We start from the raw sequence: 23,732 nt of genomic DNA on the forward strand, positions 1-23,732 counted from the left end.
TATCCGGCCAATACTGCCCACGCCTGCTCACAAAATGAACAAGAATGTTCTTAAAGCAGGCAGCGAGACGATCCATATCAAACCAAAGCCCGCCTGCGCATGCGCGTCAATTCGCCCCCCTAAAAATCCGATTCACTTTGAGATTCTTCTTATTCCCCTGGTAAGCAGGTGTTTCTATCATGGGAGCAATGCTGGTAGAAGACCGCGGCGCTCTCGCCCTTGAACCTCAGGCCGCGCCCCGCGCGGCTTCCTTGCTGCTGCATTTTCTTGCGGTGGCCTTGCTCATGTGCATCGCGGCGGGCGCCACGCTCTACCTGTACTGGGCCTTCAACAACGTCGTGTCCACCTACCGCCGCCACATGAACGCGGCCGCCTATGCTGCGCAGCAGTTCTTCGACCAGCGCGAAGCGCTGCTCCGGTCCATTTCGGCGTCCGCCGTACGTGACAACGGCACCTCGACCATGGACGAAGCGCTCGACCACGCGGGTGCGGCCCCGCAAGTCGACGTCCTGCCACTGCGTTCGACGCCCGGCGCTTACGATTGGGCGCTGGTGCTGACCCACCGCGATCTGCAACGCGTGGCGCTGGCCGGCACCAAGGTGGTCTACAGTTCGCCTCGCAACGCCAGCGCGCTGCGCCTGTCTACCCGCGATCCGCTTGCGCTGGCCCCCGTCTCCGCCCATATCCAGGAATGGCTGACGCGCACCCTGGCCGATATCGATATCCGCCCGGCTTCCCATGGGCAACCGCGGATCGTCTGGCTGCATCCGCCGCAGGACACGGCCAAACGACTCTTCCTGTTCACGCCACTGGACCCCGTCGACCCCGAGGCAGGCTGGATCGGCCTGGAAGTCCAGGGCGTCGAATCCGCCGTGAATATGCCGCGGGCGGGCGCAGGCAACTATGTGCTGTTCGACGAGCGTAGCCGTCCCGTGCTGCATAGCCCCAACGCCGATGCCGCCGACCGCGCGCTGGCCCACACCTCGCGCGAAGATGCCTTCGGCCTGCAAGGCGAAGGGTGGGTTCCCGACTATCTGGTGCTGAGCAAATCGGTGGGCGAAGACGGCTGGCGGCTGGTGTATTACACGCCGCTCCTGCGCGTGCTGCAGGACAACGCCGTTGCCTTGCAGACGGCGGCCGTCGCGTCCCTGCTGCTGACCCTCGCCGTGGTCCTACAGATGCGCTACATCCGCCGCCAGCTCGTCCTGCCCGCGTTGCGCCAGTACGAAGCGTTGGCCGATAGCGTGTCGCTCAACCAGAAGCTGGTCGAAGTGGCGCCGGTGGGCCTTTGCCTGCTGCGCCGCGCGGACGGCGCCATCGTGCTATCCAACGACATGGCGCGACGCTGGTTCCGGGACGCGCCGGGCTGGCGGGCCGACATCCTGTCCCGCGACGGCAACGAGGTCACCCGCGAACACAAGCTAAGCGACGGCCGCAGCGCTTACCTGACCTTCGCCCCGACCACCTATCGGGGCGAAGCCGTGGTGCTTTGCGGCATCAGCGATATCTCGCCGCTAAAGCGCGTGGAGCAATCGCTGCTGCAGGCCAAGCGCGACGCAGAAGCCGCGAACGAGGCCAAGACCCTCTTTCTCACCACGATGAGCCACGAGATCCGGACGCCGCTCTATGGCATTCTCGGCACGCTCGAGTTGTTCTCGTTGACCCCTGTCAGCGGCCAGCAGGCGCAGTACCTCGAGACCATCCAGCAGTCATCGGCGACCCTGCTTCGCACCATCAACGACACGTTGGACATTTCCCGCATCGAAGCCGGCCATACGGCATTGCAATGCGCCCCATTCTCGCCGGTCGAGCTGTTGAACAACGTCGTCGCCAGTTTTGCCGCGCGCGCACACGCCAAGGGCTTGCGCGCCTATGCCATCGCCGACCCCCAAGCGCCGGCCGCTGTCATCGGCGACGCGACGCGGATCCGCCAGATCCTCGACAATCTTGTCAGCAACGCCATCAAGTTCACGGATTCCGGCCAAATCGTATTGCGCCTGAAGCTTGACGGCAGCGATCACGACGGCGCAGACCTGTGTTTCCAGGTGGCGGACACCGGCCCCGGCATCGCGCCCGCGCACCAAAGCCGATTATTCGACCCCTATTATCAGATTGCGGCGGACACGCCGGTGGCATTGCCCGGGACCGGGTTGGGACTATCGATCTGCCGCCGGCTTGCGGACACCATGGACGGCCAGCTCAACGCCATCAGCGAATCCGGCCTTGGCACGAGCATCACGTTCGAAATCCGGCTGCCGTATGCGACGGACGCGCCCGAAGCCGCCGGCCCGGCCCTGGAGGGCACTGCGGTCTATGTCCAAGGCGCGGTGCCCGAAATCGTCAACAACCTTTGCGAGTGGCTGCGCCGCTGGGGCGCGGTGGCCTTGCCCTATCCCGCAGGCAACCTCGTTCCAGCCTATCCCGCCGTGCTGGTGCAAGCCTGGCCGCACGCGAAACGGCGCGTCCAATGGCGCGAGCCCCAAGTCGTCATTCACCCGCCAGGCCTGCCGACACCGGTCGAAGACAGCCCCAACACCTGGTTCGCCAACGCGTACAGCCTGGCCAGCATCCGGCATGCGGTCCACCTGGCGCAAAGCGGTTCGGCACGCAGCCAGCCGCGGGATGCCAAGACACCGCCAGACACCTTGAATCTGCGGCTGCTGGTCACCGAAGACAACCCCATCAGCCAATTGATCCTGCGCGAACAACTCGAGCACCTGGGCTGCGCCGTCGTCCTGGCGGGCAATGGCGAAGAAGCGCTGAACCTGCCCGACCTGATGCGCTTTGACGCCGTGCTGACCGACCTGAACATGCCCCGGCTGGACGGCTACGAATTCACGCGGCGTTTGCGCCAGCGTGGCTATGCCGGCCCTATCCTGGGCATCACCGCCAACGCCTTTCCCGATGAGCAGCGGCGCGGCTTGGATGCCGGAATGACTGGTCTGCTGGTCAAGCCCTTGGCGCTGGACGCATTGCGCCAAACCCTGCAATCCATCAAGGCCCGTCCGAGCTGACCATGCCTTCTGCTTGCAACGCGACGTGCGGGCGGCGCCACATACGCGGCATCGCCTGCGAGGCCCCCTGTCCATGGTAAAAATGACCGCGCTATCGACGGGCCTTGGGCTTGTTGACCTGGTATATGAACTTCGGAAGTTCCTGGTTCAAGTGTGACTCATGGGGGAGAATGGTTCCGATGTTCCACCCGTCCATTTCACCGAGTCCTCGAATGGAACGACTCAGAATAGTCCTTGCCGATGACCATCCGCTGGTGCTGATGGCCATGCACAATCTGCTCGAAAAGGAACTCGGCTTTGAGATCGCCGCGACGCTGGCCAGCCCCACGGCGCTGATCGAGCATCTACGCCGCGACCTGCCGGACGTGGTCATCACCGACTATTCGATGCCGGGCGACGAGACCTATGGCGACGGCATCCGTCTGGTCAAGTACCTGACCCGGCACTTTCCCCGCGCGCGGATCGTCGTGCTGACGATGGTATCCAACCCCATGATCATTTCGGCGCTGTACGACGCAGGCGTGTCCGCCGTGGTGCTCAAGAGCGACAATCTGGCCGAAATCGTCACGGCCCTGCAGACGCTGCGCGCCAACCGCACATACTATCCGCCAGGCCTGCAACGTGAAGGCGCCGTGGATTCGCACACCCGGTTCATCGGCGAACGCATCAACAGCCTGTCGCCCAAGGAATTCGAGGTGCTGCGCCATTTCATCCAGGGCGAATCCATGATGCAAGTGGCCGAAACGCTCCAGCGCAGCGTCAAGACCGTCAGTGGACAGAAGATATCCGCCATGCGCAAGTTGAACGTCCGGACCGACCAGGAGCTGGTGGCGTTCTGCGTCGAAAGCGGCATTTTCCAATAGCCCTTTCCGCACATGGCATCCCGTCGCGGATGGGATGAAGAAGACTTGCAACGTCGGACGGGCAGACAAGACCGTATCGAAATGGATGACATTCGGCAAGTGACGAAAACAGCCCTCCAGGGCTTGGTATCCTGGAGTCCGATCCGGCGCGCGCGGAGCATTCCGGCCCCGCCCCGGCACATCGAACCGAGACCACAAGCATGACGCAAGACGCAATTGAAACCGTGACCGACCTTGAGTTGGACCGCAAGGCGATGGAGGCCTTGATTGAACGCGCGGCGGGCCGTCCGCTGTCCTTCCAGGACTGTGATTTCCAGGATGCCGACTTTTCGCGGCTGGATCTGCGCGGCGCGCAGTTCACGGCCTGCGCCATCGCAGGCGCCTCGTTCCAAGGCGCCACGCTTGCCGACACGTCCTGGGTGCGCTGCCGTGGCGGTCAGGCCAACTTCGCATCGGCTGACGCCAGCGACGCCGTGTTCCAGAACTGCGACCTGAACAACGCCAACTGGCGCCGGGCCCGGTTGGCGGCCGTCACGTTCCAAGGCTGCAAATTGACCGGTTCCGATTTCGACGGCGTCGCCTGCCTGGGCTGGACCGTGGAGGAATGCCTGCTGGTGGGCGCGCTGCTGCGCGGCGTATCGTTCCGCAAATCGAACATCATGCAGCTGGACTTCTCGGACGCCGATCTGGCGGGCAGCGATTTCCGCGACACCGTGTTTCATGGCGGCAGCCTGCGCAACGCGAATCTGAAGAACGTGCGCTTTGAAGGCGCAGACCTGCGCGAAGTGGACTTGAGCGGCATCGACCTGACCGTTGCCGCGCGCCTGGCCGGCGCCACGATCTCCAAAGCCCAGGCCGCGGTGCTGCTGGCCGAGTTGCGCATCAGCGTGATTTGAGGCGCCCCGACGCGAGCGGCCGCCCGAAGGCGGCCTCGTGCACTGTCCCGGGTTCGATTCGGGGTTCGATTCCTAAGGGGCCCGCCCTCTACACGCCCGCCCCCATCGCCGGATCGCTCACGGTGTGCTTGCCCGTCTCGACCCGTCCCGCGAAGCGGCGGTAATAGGCCGGGTCGCTTGCGCAAGTGACGGCGAAGTCGTACCACTGCCCGCTGCCTTCCAGCGACCAGTGCAACGATGCCGTCGCGCGGCCCGCCACCGCCTGGCGCCAAGGGCCGTCCTGGCGGTAGGCCATGGCGGTCACCGTGAAATCGGCGGTCTTCGCTCCGGCGTTCATAAGCTCGGCGTAGACGTCGCCATTGGCGATGTCGTAGCAGACGCGGATCTCGGGCGCCACGTCCGTATCCGCGATGCGGCTGGTGTCGCCTTTGAAGTGGCGGTGCAAGCCATTGGGGCCCAGCACCCACAGGTCGTAGCGGCCCAGATTGTCCTGGAACACATTCCAGGTGTCCGACAGCGACTTCTCTGCCTCCACGACATAGCGCCGCGGGATGCGCGCCAGATTCAGGCGATCATAGACGTGGAAGACCGCCGCCTGTTTACCCGTGTTCGAGAACAGCAGTTCGACCGTGCCTTCGCCGTTGCAACGCGCGCTGACGTGCAGTTCGTAGGGTAGCGCGCGCGAGGGGCGCGTGCCGCTGGCCTGGATGGGCAGCTGCATGTCGGTCGGCAAGGGCATGGCGGGCAAGGCCTCCTGCGCGCTGCGCAACTGGTCGGCGGCGTTGCGGGTCGTGCGCCCTGCCAGGGTCGGCAGCGCTTCCGTGTTCGGCGTTTGGAAGTTGAAGGCGCTGGTCAAATCACCACAGACCGCGCGGCGGTACGGGCTGATGTTGGGCTCTTTGACCCCGAAACGGGCCTCCAGGAAGCGCAGCACCGACGTGTGGTCGAATACCTGCGAATTGACCCAGCCTCCGCGGCTCCACGGTGAAATCACGAACATGGGCACGCGCGGTCCGGGGCCATAGACACGGCCGTCCGGCGCGGGTTGGCTGCGGCTGCCCGCCGGCGCCGGATGCGAGAAATACTCGAATGCCATGTCGGTGTCGCTCATGGTCGACTTGCCCGCCTTGGCCAGGCCGGAATCGGGCGACGGCGCCGACGGAGACGGCACGTGGTCGAAGTAGCCATCGTTCTCGTCGAAGTTCACCAGCACCACCGTCTTGCTCCAGACTTCGGGCACGGCGGTCAAAGCGTCCAGGACTTCCTGCAGGAACCACGCGCCCTGCACCGGGCTGGACGGGCCGGGGTGCTCGCAATAGATCGAGGGCGCATTCATCCAGCTGACCTGCGGCAGCTTGCCTTCGCGGATGTCGCGCTTGAACGCGTCCAGATAGTTCTCGGGCGCCGTGCCGGGCAAGGTATTGGCGATGCCCTTGTAAAGCGGATGGTGGGCATTGTCGGTCGCCGCGTCGTAAGCATGATAGGGCAGCGCCTGGCCGGTGTTGGCATACGGCACGCCCGGTTCACCGCCGCTGGATACGGGGAAGCCCGACGCGATGTTCGCGCGGCGGAACGCCTGGAACGCGCCGAGCATGTTGTCGCCCCATTCGTCCGGCATGTTCTGGTACGAGATCCAGCTGACGCCCGCCTCTTCCAGCCGTTCGGCGTAGGTCTTCCAGGTGTAGCCCCGGTTCTGTGTCGCGGCCTGCCCGTCGATCCAATCCCATTCGTTGTTGACGAACGACGCGCCACCGGCCGTGGCGCCGTTCGTGCCGGTCAAGTGGAAGGACCGGTTGGCGTCGGTGCCGGTATGCATCGAGCAGTGATAGGCGTCGCACAACGTGAAAGCGTTGGCCAGCGCAAACTGGAACGGGATTTCGCGCTCTTTGAAATAGCCCATCGAAATATCCGTTTTCTGCGCCGGCCACTGCGTCATGCGGCCATGGTCCCAGGCGGCCTGGCTGTCCACCCAGGTATGGTGGGCGCCGTCGGCGCGCTGTGCATTGTTGGCGCTGCCGTCCAGATGATAGGGCGTAAGCACGGCGCCGTTGGCGCGCTCCTGCTGCCAGACGTTGCGCCCGTTGGCCAGCGGGATCGTGAAGCGGTCGCCAAAGCCGCGCACGCCCTTGAGCGTGCCGAAGTAATGGTCGAACGACCGGTTCTCCTGCATCAGGATGATGACGTGCTCGACGTCGTTGATGGTGCCGGTGGCATTGTTGGCCGGGATGGCCAGCGCGCGGCGGATGCTGGGCGGGAACGCGGCCAGCGCGGCCGCGGCAAAGCCTGCGCCCGTGCTGGTCTGTAGGAAGTTGCGGCGGGAAGTCATGGTCGGGAATCAGAGTCGTTGGGAGCGGGGCAGGACGGGTCGGGCCCGGGTGGCGTGGTTCAAGGCGCGCAGCGCAGCAACGGCGCTGGCGGCTTGGGCTGCTCCGTAACGGGAGGGTCGGGATCGACCGTGGACGGCTCATCGCTGTCGTCGCCGCCACAGGCGGACAGGGCGGCGGCCGCAAGCAGCGTGGCCACAAGCATTCTTGCTAGGCGTTTGGAGGGCATGGGGAAATTCGGATCGGATAGGGGGAGCAGGCTTTCACGCCGCTGTCAGCCGGCATGACCCCGGGAGTCTAGGAACGCGACGTGACATCCCCGTGAATAGCCGGCGCGCTTGGCTTCGGCGATGTATCGGCGTGTTTCCGTAACGCCTATTGCCAACCGGCTGGCGTGCCCATGCAGGTCCAATTTCCCCGCACGCCGTCGGGCTCAGCAGTGGCGCAAAAAACGCTGCTCGACGACGACGCTGCCCCACTGGCGGCCTTCCGATTCCTCCGTCAGGACAAACCCCGCCGCCTCGTACAGGTGACGGGCCGCGTCCAGCCCTTTGAACGTCCACAGGTAGGTCTCGTCGTAATGGGCGTCGGCAAACGCCAGCGCGCGTTCAAGCAGCGCGCGGCCTACGCCCATGCCGCGCAGCGACTCGTCCACGATGAACCAGCGCAGATGCGCCTGACGGCTGGCGAGGTCGCCATCGATCACGATGGAGGCCAGCACCCTGCCCCCATCCACGTACAGCCACATGCCTTTGCCCTGCGCGGGCAAGCCTTCGGCGAAGGCGCCCAGTTCACTGGCCACCTTGCGTTCGAAGTACACGCCGAACCCCGAGGCCTGCGCGTAGTAACGCGCATGCAGGCTGGCGACGTCGCCGATGCAGCCCGGCAAATAACCTTCGTGGATCTGATCAGCGATGCCGGCCGCCGTCCCTGGCGACACGTTGGGGTTCTCACGCGCCAGCGCGTCGGCGTACAGCGACATGAAGCGGATCAGCGATTGCTGGTCGTCCGGCGCCAGTTGGCGCAACGCGCGCGACACCTGATCGGTGGCGAACTGGTCGATCCGCGCTCGCAGCGCGAGCCCGGCGTCGGTCAGGGCCAGACGGGAAGACCGCGCGTCATCGGTGTCGGTTTCGCGCGTGACCAGCCCAGCGGATTCCAGTTTGGCCAACTGGCGGCTGGTATTGGATTTGTCCAGCCTGAGGATGGCCGCCAGATCGCGGGCCTGGATACCCGGCTGCAAGCCGATCTCGATGATGGCGTGCACGGCCGACGGTGCCAGATCGCTGCCCGCCAGGGAGGTCCGCATGAAGCCCAGTTCACGCACAAGCTTGCGGGAGAACTCCCGCAGGTCCCGGATGGTCTGTTCGCGGGACTGGGAGGGAAAATCGATGAGATCCATGGCGGCCCCAATAAGTTGCGGTTCGCAACCAATATACTTGCGACACGCAACCAAATCAAGCACCACCGTGCGCGGGCAGCGTTACGCCGGCGCGGGCCGTTTAAAGGCGGCCCGGGCGGCGTCGATAGCCGCCCGGCAAGCGCAACCGTTCATGTGGTCGTTTACCATGCCCACCGCCTGCATGAAGGCATACATCGTCGTGGGTCCCACGAACGTCCAACCGCGCTTTTTCAACGCGCGCGACAGCGCGACGGATGCCGGCGAGGTCGGGTTCCGGTTCCAGTAATCCAGATCCACCACCGTCGGCCGGTCGGTGGCGGGCGGCTCATGGCGCCATAACCAATCGGATAGCGAGCCCGACTCCTCGGCCAGCACCAGCGCCCGGCGCGCGTTGTTGATGGTGGACACGATCTTGGCGCGGTTACGCACGATGGCGGGGTTGCCCATCAGGCGGTCGACGTCCTGGTCCGTATAGCGCGCGACCCGCTCAAAGTCGAAGTCGTCGAAGGCCTCGCGGAACGCCTCGCGCTTGCGCAGGATGGTGATCCACGCCATGCCGGCCTGGAAGCCTTCCAGGCAGATCTTTTCATACAGCCGGCGGTCATCCCCGACCGGCCGGCCCCATTCATGATCGTGATAATCCGGCATGGACGGTTGCCAAAAACAGCGCGACGCGCCTTGCGCATCCACGATCAGGCCGCCCTTGCCGGCGGCGTCCGCAGCGTCCGCCCCGGTCATTGCTTGCCAGGCACGGGGCAACTCATGTCGCCTTCCTCGCATTTGAGGTAGGCGCGCAATTCCTTGGTACGTGTTTGCGTCAGCGTGTCCAGGCATTGGCTCAGGACCATCGGATAGGCGCTGCCGCCGGTGGTGCCGCCAGACGAAAAGGCGCATTCCGCATCACGAAAGAACAGCCACGCCTTCTGTGCCGATTGCAGCTTGGCCAACGTTGCCTGATCGTCTTTCAGGCGTTGGGTCACGGTCTTGTAGGCGGCGTTCAAGTCGGCGTCCGACTTCCGGTAGGCCTGGTCGGCGCACAGGTTCAGATCGGTCTGGGTGCTGGCATTGCCGCATTTGATCAATTGCGGCTGCGTTTGCGATTTCGGCTGCGCGTGCGCGCTGGCCGCCAGAACCAGCGCGGCCGCCAAGGCCGTCACGATGCGCATAAACGTTCCTCCGGGTAGTGAAAGGGGAAAGGCTGATGGGAAAGTGTCGCACGGATAGGGGTTACCGCGCATGTCGCCCTGTCGCCTAAGATATCGGGCATGAAGATCCAATTGCTCTCCGACCTGCATCTAGAATCCGACCCGACTTTCCTGGCGCGGCCCGCGCCGGGCGCCGACCTGCTGGTGCTGGCCGGAGACATCGGCTCGTATCAGCGGGGGTCGAAGCTGAATGGCACCGACTTCGGCCTGGGCAGCTACGCGCCGCGCAACGGCTGGCCCACGCCCGTCGTGTTCGTGCCCGGCAACCACGAATACGACAACCTGGATTTCGACGAGACGCACGACCGCCTGCGCGACCTGTGCCACGCGCTGGACATCCAGTGGCTGGAGCGCGAAACCTGCGTCATCGACGGCGTGCGGCTGGTCGGCACCACGCTATGGACAGACTTCGACGCGCTGGCCGCCGACAGCGACACCCTCGGCGCCGCGCTGACCAAGCGCGCCAAAGCCTTCCGCGCAGCCGACTTCTATCTGGAAAAGGCCGCGATGCACCGCCACGGCGCCCCCTTCATGGCCGAGCAGATGCGCGAGCAGGGCCTGGCCTGTCAGCAATGGCTGGATGCGGCGCTGCGCGTGCCGTTCGACGGCCCGACCTTGGCCATCACCCACTTCGCGCCCACGCTGGCCAGCGCCGATCCGCGCTACGGCGTCACGCCCGGCACCGCGGGTTTCTGCAATGCGCTGGACGCCCTGCTGCCGCTGGCGCACACGTGGATGCACGGCCATCTGCACTGCGCGCAGGATTACATGAAAGACGGCTGCCGCATCGTGGCCAACCCGTTGGGCTATGCCAAAAAGGGCGAACAGGCGGATTTCGCGCCTGATCGCCTGTGGGAAGTGAACGCCTAGAACTTGACGCTGGCGCTCAGGCCGTAGGTTCGCGGGTCGACCGCAGACTGTGCGTGCGCCCCGACCGGAAAAACCATGCCCAACGCCAGGGCAAGAACTGAAGGCGTAACAGCAGACCGTGCAAGCTTGCGCGCACGGCTCTTCCGAGTGGAAGTCGGACGAAAGCCCCGCCTAAGGCTCCAGTCCCGCGACCGGCAGCGCGAAGAGCACCACCGCCGGGTTCGCCACCACAAACCCTGTTCCGGCCAGGAATGTGACCGGCGACAACAGCTTCATCATGTCGGCGCTGCCTTGCGAATCCTGCACCGTCACGCGATACGACTGGTCGAGCGACGCCGATATCGCCCCGGCCGCCTGCGCGGCACTGGGGGTGCCCGGCCGGGCGAGGTAGCGCTTGCCCTTGATGTGATGGGTGTAATAGACCAGCCCTTCCTTCGTGGTCTGGAAGTGCATGGCCAACGCCTCTTGCCGGTCCCGCGGCGAGGCGTCACCCGTCAGTTGCAAGCGCACGAAGCCCCACGTAAAGCCGTCAGCTCCCACGTGAAAATCGCGCAGCACCACGGCAGTCAGCCGCGTCCGGAAGCCGGACGCCATCGCCTGCGACATCGCGGACGGCATGTCGAACAGATAGTGATACCTCGGCCCCAACACCGCAAAGGTCTTGCTGTCCGACGACACCATCAACGTGGAGACGTCTTCGGTATAGACCTTGGTCGATGCGCAGCCTGCCGCCATGAGGACAAGCGCGGACAGCAGCAGGGTCGTCAGGATGCGTCGCATGGACCGTGGCAAGGTGGCGAGATGGCTCGCGGCGGGAGCCGGATCAGGGCGCCGGATTCGGATGCCGCGTGTGGATCGCGTCGATCGCCTTCAGCAGTTCCGGCGACAACGTCACATCAACGCTGTCGATATTCTCCTTCAGCTGGGCAAGCGTCGTGGCACCGATCAGGTTGCTGGTGACGAACGGGCGCTGGTTCACCCAGGCCAGGGCCAGATGGGTGGGCGACATGCCGTGCTCGCGCGCCAGCGCGACGTACTCGGCGGTAGCGGCTTCGGCCTGCGGGTTGCTATAGCGGGTGAAACGCGTATAGCGGGTCAAGCGCGCGCCTTCGGGACGCGCGCCATTCAGGTACTTGCCGCAAAGCATGCCCATCGCCAGCGGCGAATACGCCAGCAAGCCCACCCCTTCATGATGGGTGAATTCGGACAAGCCAATTTCGAACACGCGGTTCAAGAGGCTGTACGCGTTCTGGATCGACACGATGCGCGGCAGCGCCTGGTTGTCGGCGTGGCGCAGGAACTGGCCAACGCCCCAAGGCGTTTCGTTGGAGACGCCCACGTGGCGCACCTTGCCGGCGCGGACGAAGTCCTGCAGGACCGACAACGTTTCCTCGATCGGCACGGTGTGTTCGTCTTGCACCCAGGGATAGTTCAGTTGGCCGAACGTGGCCGTAGTGCGGTCGGGCCAGTGCAACTGATACAGGTCCAGGTAATCCGTCTGCAGCCGCTTCAGGCTGGCGTCCAACGCCGCCGTCAGGTTCTTGCGGTCCAGGAAGGTCTTGCCGTCGCGGATGTGGCCGGGGCGTTTGGGGTCGCGCACCGGACCGGCCACCTTGCTGGCCAGCACGATGTCCTGGCGGCGCTTGGTGCGCGCCAGCCAGGTACCGATATAGGTTTCGGTCAAGCCCTGGGTTTCGGGCTTGGGCGGTACCGGATACATCTCGGCCACGTCGACCAGGTTGACGCCGCGCGACCGCGCGTAGTCCAGTTGTTGATGCGCTTCGGCCTCGGTGTTCTGTTCGCCCCAGGTCATGGTGCCCAATCCAATCAGGCTGACATCCAGGTCGGTACGGCCGAGTTTGCGGGTTTTCAAGTTCTGCTCCGTGCGGGGGTCTTAGTCGGGAATCGACACCTTACTCCAAGATGTTGGCGTTTCGCTGACAAGCCCCCGGAGATCCGGCAGCTTGCCTCCCCGCCCCAATCCGCATACGCTGGCGTGTCCGCGAAGGAGGCGCCATGCTCAGGAATTTCGACGAATCCTATCTTTTCTTCATCGGCGTCATCGTCTTCCTGGGCATCATCGAGCTCTGCTTCCGGCTGGGCCGCCGGCAGCGCAGGCCGGCCGACGAGTCCCACCGCACGCATATCACCGCCCTGCAGACCGCCCTGCTCGGCCTGCTGGCCTTGCTGCTGGGCTTTACCTTCGCCATGTCGGTCACGCGATTCGAAGCGCGCAAGAACCTGGTGCTGGAAGAGGCCAACGCCATCGGCAACGCGTATTGGCGTTCGCAGTTGATCGCCCCGACCGCGCGGGCGCAGGTACCGCGCTTGCTGCTGGAATACACGAAAGCGGGGCTGGAACTGCACGACGCGGAAAACGACATTCCCCGCTTCGACGCCGCCAGCGCCACGTCGCGCCGCATCGAACGCCAGATCCGCACCTTGGCCGCCGACACCGCCGACAACCCGCCGGCAATCTCGACGATCATGTTCATCCAGGCCATCAACGAAATGGCGCAAGTCAACGAGAAGCGCCGCGTGGCGCTGGAGAACCACGTCCCCGAGCCGGTGTTCTACCTGCTGTTCATCGTCAGCGCGGGCGCCGTGGCCTATATCGCCTACGGCACCGGCCTGCACGGGCGCAGGCGGCTGACGTCGACCGGCCTCTTTGCGGCGCTGATCTCGCTGGTGCTGACGTTCATCGTCGACATCGATCAGCCGGGCACCGGCGTGATCCAGGTCAACCAGGAAAGCATGGAGCGGATGCAAAGGACGCTGGAACAAGAGCTGTAGCGCGACGGCACAGCCTTTCCGTGCAGGGACGCGGCTCGACGCACGCGGTTTAAAACAGGTACTCCAGCAATTCGTCGCCCGCCGCGTCGATCGTGCCCGTCGACCGCCATCCCAGATGGCGATAGAACCCGTAAGACCGCACCGCCGGATCGGTGGCGCAGCCCAGGTATAAGCGCGCAAAGCCGCGCTGGCGCAAGAGATCGGCCGTCATGTGCAGCACCGACTTGCCCACGCCCTGGCCTTCGTACTCCGGCAATAGCGCAAGCACGACGATTTCTCCCGTGTCGCGGTGTCCGAAGCAGTAACCAGCCAGCTTGCCGTCGTCGACCGCGACCACGCCCGGATACAAGCCGGATTCGATTCCCGCGCCCCAGGTTTCTTGCGTGATCCCGGCGTCGGCCAGTTCCGCTTCGGTCACGGCATTTTCTCGGGTCAGGCCGCGCAACACGATGCAGGCAGCGGCGTCTTCAGGAAGGGCAGAACGATAGGTAAGGCTCATCGGGATTCTTAAAAAAGTTTTTGGAGAAATGGCGCCGTCACTCCGACGCCCGCCGCGCTGACCGCCTGCGGCGTGCCTTCGGCGACGATGCGGCCGCCCTCTTCGCCCGCGCCCGGGCCGACGTCGATCATCCAATCGCTGCCCGCGACCACGCGCAGGTCGTGCTCGACGACGACGACGGTGTTGCCGGCGTCCACCAGGCCATGCAACTGGGCCATCAGCTTGTCCACATCCGCCGCATGCAGGCCGGTGGTGGGCTCGTCCAGCACGTAGAGCGTGTTGCCGCGCTGGCTGCGCTGCAATTCGGTGGCCAGCTTGATCCGCTGCGCTTCGCCGCCGGACAGTTCCGTGGCGGGTTGGCCCAGCCGCAGGTAGCCCAGGCCGATCTCGTGCAGCAGTGCCAAGGGGCGTTGCACTACCGGTTCATCCTGGAAAAAGTCCCGGGCCTCGTCGACCGTCATCGCCAGAACTTGCGCGATGTTGCGGCCGTTCCATTCGATCTCCAGCGTCTTGGCGTTGTACCGGCTGCCATGGCAGGCCGGACAAGGCGCATAGACGCTGGGCATGAACAGCAACTCGATACTGACAAAGCCCTCGCCCTCGCAGGTTTCGCATCGCCCCTGGGCGACATTGAACGAAAAACGGCCGGCGCCGTAGCGGCGCGACTTGGCCACGCGGGTGCCGGCGAACAGCTTGCGGACGTGGTCGAACAGGCCCGTGTAGGTCGCCAGATTGGAGCGGGGCGTGCGGCCGATGGGTTTCTGGTCCACGTTGACCAGCCGCTTGATGGCGTCGGCGCCGGCGTCGATGCGGCCCGTCGTGCGCGGCAGGCCGCCGGGCGGCGGCAGATCGCCTTCGGGTTCTTCAACCGCAGGCTCGTGGCCCAGATGCTCGCCGATCAATTCCACCAGCGCCTGGCTGACCAGGCTGGATTTCCCCGACCCTGACACCCCGGTCACCGCCGTGAACGCGCCCAAGGGAAAACGGGCACTCAGGCCATGCAGGTTATTGCGGTGGATATCCCGCAACGATAACCACCCCGATGGTTTCCGGGCTGGCCGGCCAGGCGCGGCCGCGCGGTCGAACAGATACCGCGCGGTAAGCGATGCGCGCACTTTTCGCAGCCCCTCCGGCGGGCCGCTGTACAACACCTGTCCGCCATGCTGGCCCGCGCCGGGCCCGACATCCACCAACCAGTCGGCACGCCGCAGCGTGTCCAGGTCGTGCTCCACGACAAACAGCGTGTTGCCGGCTGCCTTCAACTGGTCCAGCGCGCGGTGCAGCGCCTGCCCGTCCGCCGGGTGCAGGCCGGCGGATGGTTCGTCCAGCACATAGACGACGCCGAACAGGTTGGACCGGATCTGGGTCGCCAGCCGCAGCCGCTGCAATTCGCCGGGCGACAGGGTAGGCGTGGACCGGTCCATCGCCAGATAGCCCAGGCCCAGCGCCTGCAAGGTTCCGATGCGCTCGATCAGATCGTGGGCGATGCGCTGGGCCGCGACGTGGCGTGCGCCGTCGGCCGCCGCCCCGTCGGCGTGGCCGCTGGCGGCGGGGGCCAGTATCTGTGCGATGCGGGCAAGCGGCAATCGCGACAGCGTGCCGATGTCCAGCCCCGCGAACGTGACCGACAGCGCTTCGCGCTTGAGCCGCCGGCCGTCGCACACCGGGCATGGCGCCCCGGTCATGAAGCGCGCCACGCGCTTTTTCATCATGGCACTTTGGGTGGTGGCGAACGTATGCATCACGTAGCGCCGCGCGCCCGTGTAGGTGCCCATGTAGCTGGGTTCTTGCTTGCGGCGCAACGCGGCGCGGGTTTCGGCCGGCGTGAAGCCCGCGTAGACCGGCGCTGTCGGCTGCTCGTCGGTGTACAGGATCCAGTCGCGCTCTTTCTTGGGCAGGTCGCGCCAGGGTTTATCCACGTCGTAGCCCAGCGTGACCAGGATGTCGCGCAGGTTCTGCCCATGCCAGGCGGGAGGCCAGGATGCGATGGCGCGTTCCCGTATGGTCAGCGACGGGTCGGGCACCATGGATTGCTCGGTCACGTCGTAGACGTAGCCCAGGCCGTGGCAATTCGGGCAGGCGCCCTGCGGCGTGTTGGGCGAAAAGTCTTCGGCATACAGCATCGGCTGACGCGCGGGGTAGGTGCCGGCCCGCGAATACAGCATGCGCAACATGCTGGACAAGGTGGTGACGCTACCGACCGTGGAACGCACGTTGGGGGTGCCGCGCTGCTGTTGCAGCGCGACCGCCGGCGGCAGGCCGTCAATGGCGTCCACGTCGGGCACGCCGACCTGGTCGATCAGGCGCCGGGCATAGGGCGAAAGCGATTCCAGGTATCGCCGTTGCGCTTCGGCGTACAGGGTGCCGAAGGCCAGCGACGACTTTCCCGAGCCCGACACGCCGGAAAACACCACCAGCGCATCCCGCGGGATATCCACATCCACGTTCTTCAGATTGTGCTCGCGCGCGCCGCGGACGCGGATGCAGGCGTCGGCGCGCGGCTTGGCGGAGTTCTTTCGCTGGCTCATGCCAGGAATAGTAATGGACGCCGCGAACCGCGGCGATTCACCCCTGCTGCAACGCCGCCACCGACCGCGCCAGATCGTGATACCTGCGGCGCAGGATCGCCTCGGCCTGATCGCGAGGCTGCCGGCTATCGGCCTCCTGAACGTCCAGCTGCGCGGCGCGCAGCATTGGCAGCAGGTCGTGCTTGACGGTATCGACGGTGGGGATGACGGTGTACTCGACCCGCTCCCCGCCCACGAACTTGGACACCTGCATGGACAGGTTGCGCGACTGCGTCACCGACGCCGACGCCAACCCGCCGCGCTCATACGCCAGGTCGGTCCGGCTATGGGTGGAATCCTTGACCTGGTAGTAGAGATAATTCTGCGACGACTTGTCCGACGTCAGCATCAGGGACTCGTGCGCCGACAGCGGCTGATGGAAGCTGGCGTCAAGCGCGGACCGCTGCTCCTGCGTCATGGCCAGGTTGGAGCCGGCCCGGCCCGTGACCTTGCTGCTCTGCGACACGCGCAACGAGAAGCCGTCGATTTCCTCCGGACGCCGCGGGTTGACGCGCTTCGATTCCTGCGTGATCGACGCGGAATAGTCCGCCAGGCCAGACAGCAGGGCGCGATGGGACTCGGACGCCGGCACGCGGACGACCGTGCCGGCCGGCTGCGACCGTTCGGTTTGCACGGCGCCATAACTGCTGTGCACCGCGGAGAAGGCGTTCTTGAACATGGCCATCAGCGCTTCATCGCCGTCGCCGCGGCGTCGCGCGCTGTCGAACTGCAGCATGGCCTTGTCGATCGCCGCCGCCTGCTGCTCGGCCGTGCCGAAGGTTGCCGGTTTGCTCAGGTCGGCATTGACGCTGACCTCGCCGGCGGGGCCCGAGTACTTGATCGACCGCTGCCCGCTGTCGGCCTGGAATTCGATGGTCTGCACCGCCACGCCATTAGCCCGCGTCACGGCGCGCAGGTTCACCGACGACAGGATGGACGGGTCCACATCCGCCAAGCCGGCGACATTCAGCCGCGGCGGCACCTGGGCCAGCCCGTCCAGCGCATCCTCGAAGGCGCCAGACAAGGCCGCGATCGCATTGCGCTCGTCCTCGGTCAGCGTGCCCTCGGTCACGTCGATCTGCACCGCCATGCCTTCCTGGCCGCGAGCCAGGGAAATCTCGACCTTGGCGCCGCTGGTGGTGGCGATGCTTAACGACACGGTGTTGTCGCCCTGCAGGCGCAGCCGCGATTGCAGCGCGCTGTCCGAGGACGTCTGCGCCGGCGCGCCGGGCGCCCGCAGCGATTGGACAGCGTTGCCGCCTTCGGTCCGGAAGCGGCCCAGCAGCGCCGCGCCCACGTCCTGGAACGGGTTGGCCGCACGCATGTTGCGGGACATCAGCGCCGACAGGGGATCGGTGAACGCGCCCGCCTGCGTATACACGGTGGCATTGGTGGCCGACGCCGGCTGGCCCAGCGCAACCCGGGTCGAGGCGGACGCGGCGGCCGCCAGCGCGGCGTCGGGCGTACGCACGGCGGCATGGGCGGTGGGAAACGGGATGGCGCTCTGCAGCGCGCCTGACGAACTGATGGCAGTCATTGTGGCGGTGTGATCCCAGCGCGTGGGCAAGGCCTGCCCAGGTTTATCCGGATTTCTCCTTATCCTAACGGCAGGATCTCCGGAAAATTAAGCCGGCGCCGCTGGGCGTCAGATGCCCGGCTGGCCCAGGAATCCGCGTACCGCGTCCAGCACGGTCTCCTCGCGCTCGCGGTGGGGCACATGGCCGCAGCCGGGCATCGGCAGCATCGACGACGGTCCGCCCGCCAGGGCGACCAGCTTTTCGGGATGGCGCATGGATCCGTACTCGTCGTTTTCGCCGTGGATGGCCAGGAGCGGCACCGTCACGCGGGGCAAGACCGCGTCCAGATTCCAATCGGCGAATTCGGCCGATTGCCAGGTCTTGACCCAGGCGTCCAGCACCCATTGCGCCTTCTCGCCGTGATAGCGCTTCAGGCGGTCCAACTGGGCCGGGTCCTTGAATTGCTCTCCCGCCACGCGGATGCCTTCCAGGGTGCGGTCTTCCACGAACGCCTGGGCGGATTCGGTCATGACGCCGACGCAGCGCTGCGGAAACGCCGCAGCGGCCGATACCGCCATTCCCCCCCCGACGCTATGGCCGAAGACGACGAAACGGGCCAGCTTGAAATGGTCCACCAGCGCGGCGAAGGCACCTCGCGCTTCGTCGGCAACGAAGTCCGGCAGAAGACAGCCGGGGTGCGGGTCGGACTGGCCAAAACCCAGCCGGTCGTAGGCGATCACGGCGCGACCCGTGGCCTGGGCCAGTTTGGCAGGAAAGTCGCGCCACAGGTCCACGCATCCCAGCGAGTCGTGCAGCAGGATGACCGGCGCGCCGCCCGCTCCGGCGGCCCCGCCCGGCCACACCCGGGCGTGGATCCGTCCCAGCGTGGTCGGGATCAGGCAACTTGCTGGAACGGGCGCGACGCGGTCAACCATCATTCATCCTCTGTTCAGTCCTCGGGCTGTGCTGATTCTGCGTCCAACCGGGCTGACAGGCAACTGCCGCCCGCTTGTCCTGCAGGCGGCGACGGGACCCGTGGCTGGCTCAATAGGCCGGCGAGGCCTGCGGCAGGGCCAGCATTCGGGACGCCGAATCATGGCTTTGGTCGCGCAGCTTGAAGCGCGCCACCGTGTCGGCCAGCACCCGCGCCTGGTCGCTGAGCATGGCGGATGCGGCGGCCGACTCTTCCACCAGGGCGGCATTCTGCTGCGTCGCCTGATCCATGTCTGCCACGCTGCGGTCGATCTGGCTGATGCCGACGCTTTGCTCTGTCATCGCGCCGTGGATCTCGGTCACCAGCCGCTGCACGCGCGAAATGCCTTCGACGATCTCGCCCATCGTGGAGCCGGCGGCCTGCACGCGTTCGGTGCCGCTCTTGACGTTCTCGACCGACGCCTGGATGAGGGTGCGGATCTCTTGCGCCGACGCCGCGCTGCGTTGCGCCAGGGTACGGACTTCGCCCGCCACCACGGCGAAGCCGCGGCCTTGCTCGCCGGCGCGCGCCGCTTCGACAGCCGCGTTCAGCGCCAGGATGTTGGTCTGGAAGGCGATGCCGTCGATCACGCTGATGATTTCGGTGATGCGCTGCGACGATTGCGAAATCGCGCTCATCGTCGTCACCGCGTCCGTGACGACCTGGCCGCCGCGTTCCGCGGCCGAGCTGGCTTCCGTGGCGAGACGCGTGGCGTGCTGCGCGGCCTCTTCCGTCTGGCGGACGCTGGAGGTCAGCTGCGTCAGCGCCGACGAGGTTTCCTGCAAGGAGCCCGCCGAGGTCTCGGTGCGCTGCGACAGGTCGCGGTTACCCATGTCGATTTCGCTGGTGGCGGCGGACATCGAATGCACGCCCGTACGCACGTCCAGCATCACAGTGCTGATTTTGTCGACAAACGCGTTGAACGACGAGGAGATCTGCGCCACCTCGTCGTGGCCCACGACGTCCAGGCGGTGCGTCATGTCGCCGTCGCCGGACCCGATGGTGTCCATCGCGTCGCGCACGGCCGACAGGCGCTTGAACGCGCGGGACGTCACCACGCTGGCGATCGCGACAGCCACCAGCGTCAGCACCACCAGCGAGATCAGCGTGGCGTTCAGCACCTGCGTCAAGCCGGCGGTGGCCTCGGCGCTGTCCAGCGCGATGACCAGCGACCAATCCGTGCCCGGGATGCGACGGACCTTCAGCAACTTCGGCACGCCGTCCAGATTGACCGTCAGGGGCTCGGCGCCGTCTCGCAACATGGCAGACAGCGCGGCAGCGGTCAATTCCGGCGCCACGTCGGTGGAGGGTTTAAGCGCCAGCTTGTCGTTCACGTGCGCAATGACCTGCCCGTCGGTCGCCACCACGAAGGCCAGGCTGGACGGCGTGGGGCGGATGGCGCGGATGATGTTCTGGATGCCGTCCAACGGGACGGCGCCGCTCAGCACGCCCGTGGTCTGGCCGCCGCGGATCATCGGCGTGGTGAACGCCACATAGAGTTTGCCCGTGCCCGAATCGCCATACGGCTTGGTGACCGTCAGCTTGCCCGCTGCCACTGCGCTCTTGTACCAGGGGCGCGCAGTCGGGTCGTAGTCGGCCGCCACCTGCGTGGTCGAGAAAAAGGTCTTGTCGGACCAGCCGATGGTGGAAATGGGAAAACCGTTGGTTTCGCCCATCAATTTGGTGAGGCCGCGCGGGTCGCCCTTTTCCACCACCGCGGCGGTGGCGACAACGGCCTGGGCCTTGTCCTCGGACCAGCGTTCAATGGCGCTGGCATTGCCGGCGGCAATGGCGTCCAGATTGCCGGAGATCGTCGCCATCATGTTGCTGCGGACGATCTGGTAGGTCGTGATCCCGGACAGGACCAGGGCACCGACAACGGTAAAGCAAGTAATCAACAGGATCCGGTTGCGCAACGAGGTAATTTTCATGCTTGCCTTATTTCAGCCACTGCCCATATCGGAGGACACGGGTCCGCGGCCTGCCGGTGAAAACCGGTAGCCACGATGGACTTACGGCATGCCGGGCCGGGACTTTAGGGTAAACCCTTGAGTTTTCGGCAATTACCTGTTTCCAGGGATAGCCACCGTGCCCACGCCCTCCTCACAATTAGAATCGGGCGATCCTGCCTTTCCTGCCCTCCCCCTTATGTCCGACACCCTGCAAGCCCCCGAACTCACCCTGCCGGCGCCGGTGCTGCTGGTGGAAGACGAACCCCTGGTCTGCCGCCGGCTGGAAGGACTGCTGCTGCAACTTGGGTATCAGCCCGACGCCCTGGTCTACGCCGGGTCGCTGGCCGAGGCGCGGGCCTGCCTGGCCAACCAGCCGGTCGCGCTGGCGCTGGTGGACCTGGGCCTGCCGGACGGCAGCGGCATCGACCTGATCGCCGAGATGCACGCGGCCGACCCCGGCCTGGCCATCCTGGTCATTTCGGCCTGGTGCACGGAAGACGCGATCCTGGCCGCGCTGCGGGCCGGCGCCACGGGCTATGTGCTGAAAGAACGGGACGACATCGAGGTCGCGCTGTCCTTGCGCAGCGTGTTGCGGGGCGGCGCCCCGATCGACCCGTTTGTCGCCCGCCGCATCATCGAAGAACTGCGCCCTCGGCCCACGGAACCCCCCGGCTTGGCAAGCGGTGAGATACTTAGCCCCCGCGAAAGCCAGATCCTTCGCCTGGTGGCCGAAGGGCTTGCCAACCGCGAAATCGCCGAACAGCTGTTCCTGTCGCGCTACACCGTCGAATGCCACATCAAGCACATCTACCGCAAACTGGCAGTCTCCTCGCGCACGCGGGCGGTGCATGCCGCGCGCGCGCGGGGCTTGCTGGACTGAGATGGCTGTCCGCGTGCTGGCTGGCACTGTGCGCCCTTCTGGCCCCGGCCCTTGCCGGAGCCGCGCCCGCCTCGCCTGCGGCCTGCACGGTCCAGGTACTGTCCATCGCCGCCGCCCAGGGCGCGGCCGACGGCAGCCGGCCTGACGCCGCGCCCTGGCTGCCGGTCACGCTGCCCGACGACTGGACGAAGCGGTGGCCGGACTACAGCGGCACGGTCTGGTACCGCATCGACTGGCAGCGCCAATGCCCCGGCGCGCCCGCCGGACCGGTCGGCCTGACGCTCGAATCCGTGGTCATGGCCGGCGAGATCTTCATCAACGATGAACTGATCTGGCGCGATCCGCACCTGACGGAGCCGCTATCGCGCAGCTGGAACATGCCGCGCTACTGGCGCCTGCCCGAAGCCTTGCTGCACGACGGCGTGAACACGCTGTGGGTGCGCGTGGTCGGCCTTTGGCAACAGACGCCGGGCTTGGGCCCGGTCCACCTGGGCGGATCGCGGGCCATGCAGGCCCTGCAGGAAGACCTGTGGTGGACGAACCGCACCCTGTACGTGCTGAACCTGATCGTCTCCGGCGTTCTGGGCGCGCTGTTCTTCTGCATCTGGATCGTCCGCCGCGAACAGACTACCTATGGCTGGTACGCGCTGATGGCGCTGTTCTGGGTGCTGTTCGTCGCCAACGTGCTGGCGACGGACCCCTGGCCGTTCGCCAGCACCCTGGCGGCGGCCCGCGCCAACGCCATGGCCCTGGTGCTGTATGCGGCCTGCTTCTGCCTCTTCATCTGGCGCTTCGGCGAACAATCGCTGCCTCGCGCCGAACGCGCGCTGTGGGTCGCCTCGGCCGCGATGCTGGCCATGTTGGCGTTCACGCCAGATACCGCGCTGCCTCAAGCGTTGACCGCGGGCGTGTTGGGAAGCGCCGCCATTTTCCTGGGCAACTGCCTGCAGTTCTCCTGGCATGCATGGCGCACGCGGCGACCGGAACACCGCATACTGGCGGCCTGCCTGCTGATCATCTTCGCCGTCATCATTCACGACTTGCTGCTGATGATGAAACTGATCAGCCCCGGGCCGACCTACACCTCGGTTTCCAGCATCGTCGTCACCCTCTGCATGTCCGCCATCCTGGGCATGCGTCATGCGCGCAACGTGCGGCGCATCGAACGCTTCAACCACGAACTGGCGGACGGCATCGCGCAGGCGCGCACTGAACTGGCCGACACCCTGGAGCGCGAGCACGCGCTGGCCATGAGCAACACCCGCCTGCAGGAACGGTTGCAAATCGCGCATGACCTGCATGACGGGCTGGGCGGATCGCTGGTCCGCATGATGGCCATGGTGGAACAAGCCAAGGCGCCGCTGCAGGGCCAGCAATTTCTGTCCATGCTGAAACTGCTGCGTGACGACCTGCGCCAAACGATCGACAGCGGCTCCAGCGCCGGCGTAAAGGTCCCTGCGACCCCTCCGGAATGGGCCGCCCCGCTACGGCACCGCTTCGTGCAGTTGTTCGACGAACTGGACCTGGATTCCAGCTGGCAGTTTCCGCCACAATGGACCACGCCGCCCTCCCCCCTGCAATGCCTGGCGCTGACCCGGCTGGTGGAGGAAGCCCTGACCAATGTGGTCAAGCACAGCCGCGCGCGCCGCGTGCAGCTGCAACTGCAACAGCCGGAACCGAACCTGCTGCGCCTGCGGATCGAAGACGACGGCGCTGGCTTCGACGTAGCGGCGGTGCGGCATGCCGGCGTCAGCGTCGGCATGCGCAGCATGCACGCCCGCATCGCCCGCGTGCAAGGGACGCTCGACATCTCGTCCGCGCCGGGCAAGACCGTGTTGACCGCTGTGCTGCAATTGCGCCCTGCCGCAGCGCAATCGGTCTAAAATCCGTCCACGTTCCGAACCGGGGAGTCTCCCCGCCCAGGCCCATCCCGCGCGAAGCCCTCTCAGACCCGTGCAGCCCTCTATCGGCCCGTCT

19 protein-coding genes are annotated in these 23,732 nt (G+C 66.0%); 7 read left to right on the forward strand and 12 right to left on the reverse strand.

Annotation, left to right across the window (positions count from 1 at the left end):
• Nucleotides 1-179: 179 nt before the first annotated feature.
• The 3 genes from HG262_RS11365 (at nt 180) to HG262_RS11375 (ending at nt 4,773) form a co-directional block, all read left to right on the forward strand.
• Entirely contained in the window at nt 180-3,014 is a 2,835-nt protein-coding gene (locus tag HG262_RS11365) for an ATP-binding protein (protein ID WP_348984381.1), read from the forward strand.
• A 212-nt stretch (nt 3,015-3,226) separates the two neighbouring features.
• Nucleotides 3,227-3,877: a response regulator transcription factor gene (locus tag HG262_RS11370; protein ID WP_169271118.1), complete on the forward strand. Its 651-nt coding sequence runs from the start codon at nt 3,227-3,229 to the stop codon at nt 3,875-3,877.
• 200 nt (nt 3,878-4,077) lie between these two features.
• Nucleotides 4,078-4,773: a pentapeptide repeat-containing protein gene (locus tag HG262_RS11375; protein ID WP_169271119.1), complete on the forward strand. Its 696-nt coding sequence runs from the start codon at nt 4,078-4,080 to the stop codon at nt 4,771-4,773.
• Between the two features lie 88 nt (nt 4,774-4,861).
• Here the strand turns inward: HG262_RS11375 and HG262_RS11380 are convergent, their stop codons facing one another.
• The 5 genes from HG262_RS11380 to HG262_RS11400 form a co-directional block, all read right to left on the reverse strand.
• Complete coding sequence (locus HG262_RS11380) at nt 4,862-7,099, reverse strand: phospholipase C, phosphocholine-specific (RefSeq protein WP_169271120.1); 2,238 nt, start codon at nt 7,097-7,099, stop codon at nt 4,862-4,864.
• Between the two features lie 59 nt (nt 7,100-7,158).
• Nucleotides 7,159-7,326: a hypothetical protein gene (locus HG262_RS11385; RefSeq protein WP_169271121.1), complete on the reverse strand. Its 168-nt coding sequence runs from the start codon at nt 7,324-7,326 to the stop codon at nt 7,159-7,161.
• 204 nt (nt 7,327-7,530) lie between these two features.
• Nucleotides 7,531-8,499, reverse strand: coding sequence for a helix-turn-helix domain-containing GNAT family N-acetyltransferase (locus tag HG262_RS11390; protein ID WP_169271122.1), 969 nt, complete (start codon nt 8,497-8,499; stop codon nt 7,531-7,533).
• An 81-nt stretch (nt 8,500-8,580) separates the two neighbouring features.
• Nucleotides 8,581-9,237, reverse strand: a complete 657-nt coding sequence (locus HG262_RS11395) for a DNA-3-methyladenine glycosylase I (RefSeq protein WP_169271181.1) — start codon at nt 9,235-9,237, stop codon at nt 8,581-8,583.
• Complete coding sequence (locus HG262_RS11400; protein ID WP_169271123.1) at nt 9,234-9,665, reverse strand: lysozyme inhibitor LprI family protein; 432 nt, start codon at nt 9,663-9,665, stop codon at nt 9,234-9,236. The genes HG262_RS11395 and HG262_RS11400 overlap by 4 nt, the downstream gene beginning before the upstream one ends.
• Nucleotides 9,666-9,764: 99 nt before the next feature.
• On the opposite strand from HG262_RS11400, the gene HG262_RS11405 reads away from it, so the two are divergent.
• Entirely contained in the window at nt 9,765-10,574 is an 810-nt protein-coding gene (locus HG262_RS11405; RefSeq protein ID WP_169271124.1) for a metallophosphoesterase, read from the forward strand.
• A gap of 171 nt (nt 10,575-10,745) precedes the next feature.
• On the opposite strand, the gene HG262_RS11410 is transcribed toward HG262_RS11405, so the two are convergent.
• Together HG262_RS11410 and HG262_RS11415 are read right to left on the reverse strand one after the other, a co-directional pair.
• Entirely contained in the window at nt 10,746-11,354 is a 609-nt protein-coding gene (locus HG262_RS11410) for a hypothetical protein (RefSeq protein WP_169271125.1), read from the reverse strand.
• A 43-nt stretch (nt 11,355-11,397) separates the two neighbouring features.
• The gene (locus tag HG262_RS11415; protein WP_169271126.1) at nt 11,398-12,447 is read right to left on the reverse strand and encodes an NADP(H)-dependent aldo-keto reductase; all 1,050 of its coding nucleotides are present in this window, start codon (nt 12,445-12,447) and stop codon (nt 11,398-11,400) included.
• 143 nt (nt 12,448-12,590) lie between these two features.
• Here HG262_RS11415 and HG262_RS11420 point away from each other — a divergent pair, with 143 nt between their 5' ends.
• Nucleotides 12,591-13,367: a hypothetical protein gene (locus tag HG262_RS11420; protein ID WP_169271127.1), complete on the forward strand. Its 777-nt coding sequence runs from the start codon at nt 12,591-12,593 to the stop codon at nt 13,365-13,367.
• A 49-nt stretch (nt 13,368-13,416) separates the two neighbouring features.
• Here the strand turns inward: HG262_RS11420 and HG262_RS11425 are convergent, their stop codons facing one another.
• The 5 genes from HG262_RS11425 to HG262_RS11445 all read right to left on the reverse strand — a co-directional run bounded on the left by HG262_RS11425 (nt 13,417) and on the right by HG262_RS11445 (nt 20,854).
• Nucleotides 13,417-13,866 (reverse strand): GNAT family N-acetyltransferase, encoded by a 450-nt coding sequence (locus HG262_RS11425; RefSeq protein WP_169271128.1) that lies wholly within the window; start codon nt 13,864-13,866, stop codon nt 13,417-13,419.
• An 8-nt stretch (nt 13,867-13,874) separates the two neighbouring features.
• Entirely contained in the window at nt 13,875-16,394 is a 2,520-nt protein-coding gene (gene uvrA / locus HG262_RS11430; RefSeq protein WP_169271129.1) for an excinuclease ABC subunit UvrA, read from the reverse strand.
• Between the two features lie 37 nt (nt 16,395-16,431).
• Nucleotides 16,432-17,970: a hypothetical protein gene (locus HG262_RS11435; protein ID WP_169271130.1), complete on the reverse strand. Its 1,539-nt coding sequence runs from the start codon at nt 17,968-17,970 to the stop codon at nt 16,432-16,434.
• Between the two features lie 108 nt (nt 17,971-18,078).
• Nucleotides 18,079-18,888 (reverse strand): alpha/beta hydrolase, encoded by an 810-nt coding sequence (locus tag HG262_RS11440; RefSeq protein WP_169271131.1) that lies wholly within the window; start codon nt 18,886-18,888, stop codon nt 18,079-18,081.
• 106 nt (nt 18,889-18,994) lie between these two features.
• Nucleotides 18,995-20,854, reverse strand: coding sequence for a methyl-accepting chemotaxis protein (locus tag HG262_RS11445; protein WP_169271132.1), 1,860 nt, complete (start codon nt 20,852-20,854; stop codon nt 18,995-18,997).
• A gap of 217 nt (nt 20,855-21,071) precedes the next feature.
• Here HG262_RS11445 and HG262_RS11450 point away from each other — a divergent pair, with 217 nt between their 5' ends.
• Nucleotides 21,072-21,755, forward strand: a complete 684-nt coding sequence (locus HG262_RS11450; protein ID WP_169271133.1) for a response regulator transcription factor — start codon at nt 21,072-21,074, stop codon at nt 21,753-21,755.
• Nucleotides 21,665-23,638, forward strand: coding sequence for a 7TM diverse intracellular signaling domain-containing protein (locus HG262_RS11455; RefSeq protein ID WP_169271134.1), 1,974 nt, complete (start codon nt 21,665-21,667; stop codon nt 23,636-23,638). Before HG262_RS11450 ends, HG262_RS11455 begins: the two co-directional genes overlap by 91 nt.
• Nucleotides 23,639-23,732: the final 94 nt, after the last annotated feature.

Origin of the sequence: Achromobacter sp. Bel (assembly GCF_012928505.1) — a bacterium.
Lineage (GTDB): Bacteria > Pseudomonadota > Gammaproteobacteria > Burkholderiales > Burkholderiaceae_B > Achromobacter.

Coding starts and splice junctions, on each gene's coding strand:
- HG262_RS11365 (WP_348984381.1), top strand. CDS start 180: ATGGGAGCAATGCTGGTAGAAGACCGCGGCGCTCTCGCCCTTGAACCT.
- HG262_RS11370 (WP_169271118.1), top strand. CDS start 3,227: ATGGAACGACTCAGAATAGTCCTTGCCGATGACCATCCGCTGGTGCTG.
- HG262_RS11375 (WP_169271119.1), top strand. CDS start 4,078: ATGACGCAAGACGCAATTGAAACCGTGACCGACCTTGAGTTGGACCGC.
- HG262_RS11380 (WP_169271120.1), bottom strand. CDS start 7,099: ATGACTTCCCGCCGCAACTTCCTACAGACCAGCACGGGCGCAGGCTTT.
- HG262_RS11385 (WP_169271121.1), bottom strand. CDS start 7,326: ATGCCCTCCAAACGCCTAGCAAGAATGCTTGTGGCCACGCTGCTTGCG.
- HG262_RS11390 (WP_169271122.1), bottom strand. CDS start 8,499: ATGGATCTCATCGATTTTCCCTCCCAGTCCCGCGAACAGACCATCCGG.
- HG262_RS11395 (WP_169271181.1), bottom strand. CDS start 9,237: ATGACCGGGGCGGACGCTGCGGACGCCGCCGGCAAGGGCGGCCTGATC.
- HG262_RS11400 (WP_169271123.1), bottom strand. CDS start 9,665: ATGCGCATCGTGACGGCCTTGGCGGCCGCGCTGGTTCTGGCGGCCAGC.
- HG262_RS11405 (WP_169271124.1), top strand. CDS start 9,765: ATGAAGATCCAATTGCTCTCCGACCTGCATCTAGAATCCGACCCGACT.
- HG262_RS11410 (WP_169271125.1), bottom strand. CDS start 11,354: ATGCGACGCATCCTGACGACCCTGCTGCTGTCCGCGCTTGTCCTCATG.
- HG262_RS11420 (WP_169271127.1), top strand. CDS start 12,591: ATGCTCAGGAATTTCGACGAATCCTATCTTTTCTTCATCGGCGTCATC.
- HG262_RS11425 (WP_169271128.1), bottom strand. CDS start 13,866: ATGAGCCTTACCTATCGTTCTGCCCTTCCTGAAGACGCCGCTGCCTGC.
- uvrA (WP_169271129.1), bottom strand. CDS start 16,394: ATGAGCCAGCGAAAGAACTCCGCCAAGCCGCGCGCCGACGCCTGCATC.
- HG262_RS11435 (WP_169271130.1), bottom strand. CDS start 17,970: ATGACTGCCATCAGTTCGTCAGGCGCGCTGCAGAGCGCCATCCCGTTT.
- HG262_RS11440 (WP_169271131.1), bottom strand. CDS start 18,888: ATGATGGTTGACCGCGTCGCGCCCGTTCCAGCAAGTTGCCTGATCCCG.
- HG262_RS11445 (WP_169271132.1), bottom strand. CDS start 20,854: ATGAAAATTACCTCGTTGCGCAACCGGATCCTGTTGATTACTTGCTTT.
- HG262_RS11450 (WP_169271133.1), top strand. CDS start 21,072: ATGTCCGACACCCTGCAAGCCCCCGAACTCACCCTGCCGGCGCCGGTG.
- HG262_RS11455 (WP_169271134.1), top strand. CDS start 21,665: ATGCCACATCAAGCACATCTACCGCAAACTGGCAGTCTCCTCGCGCAC.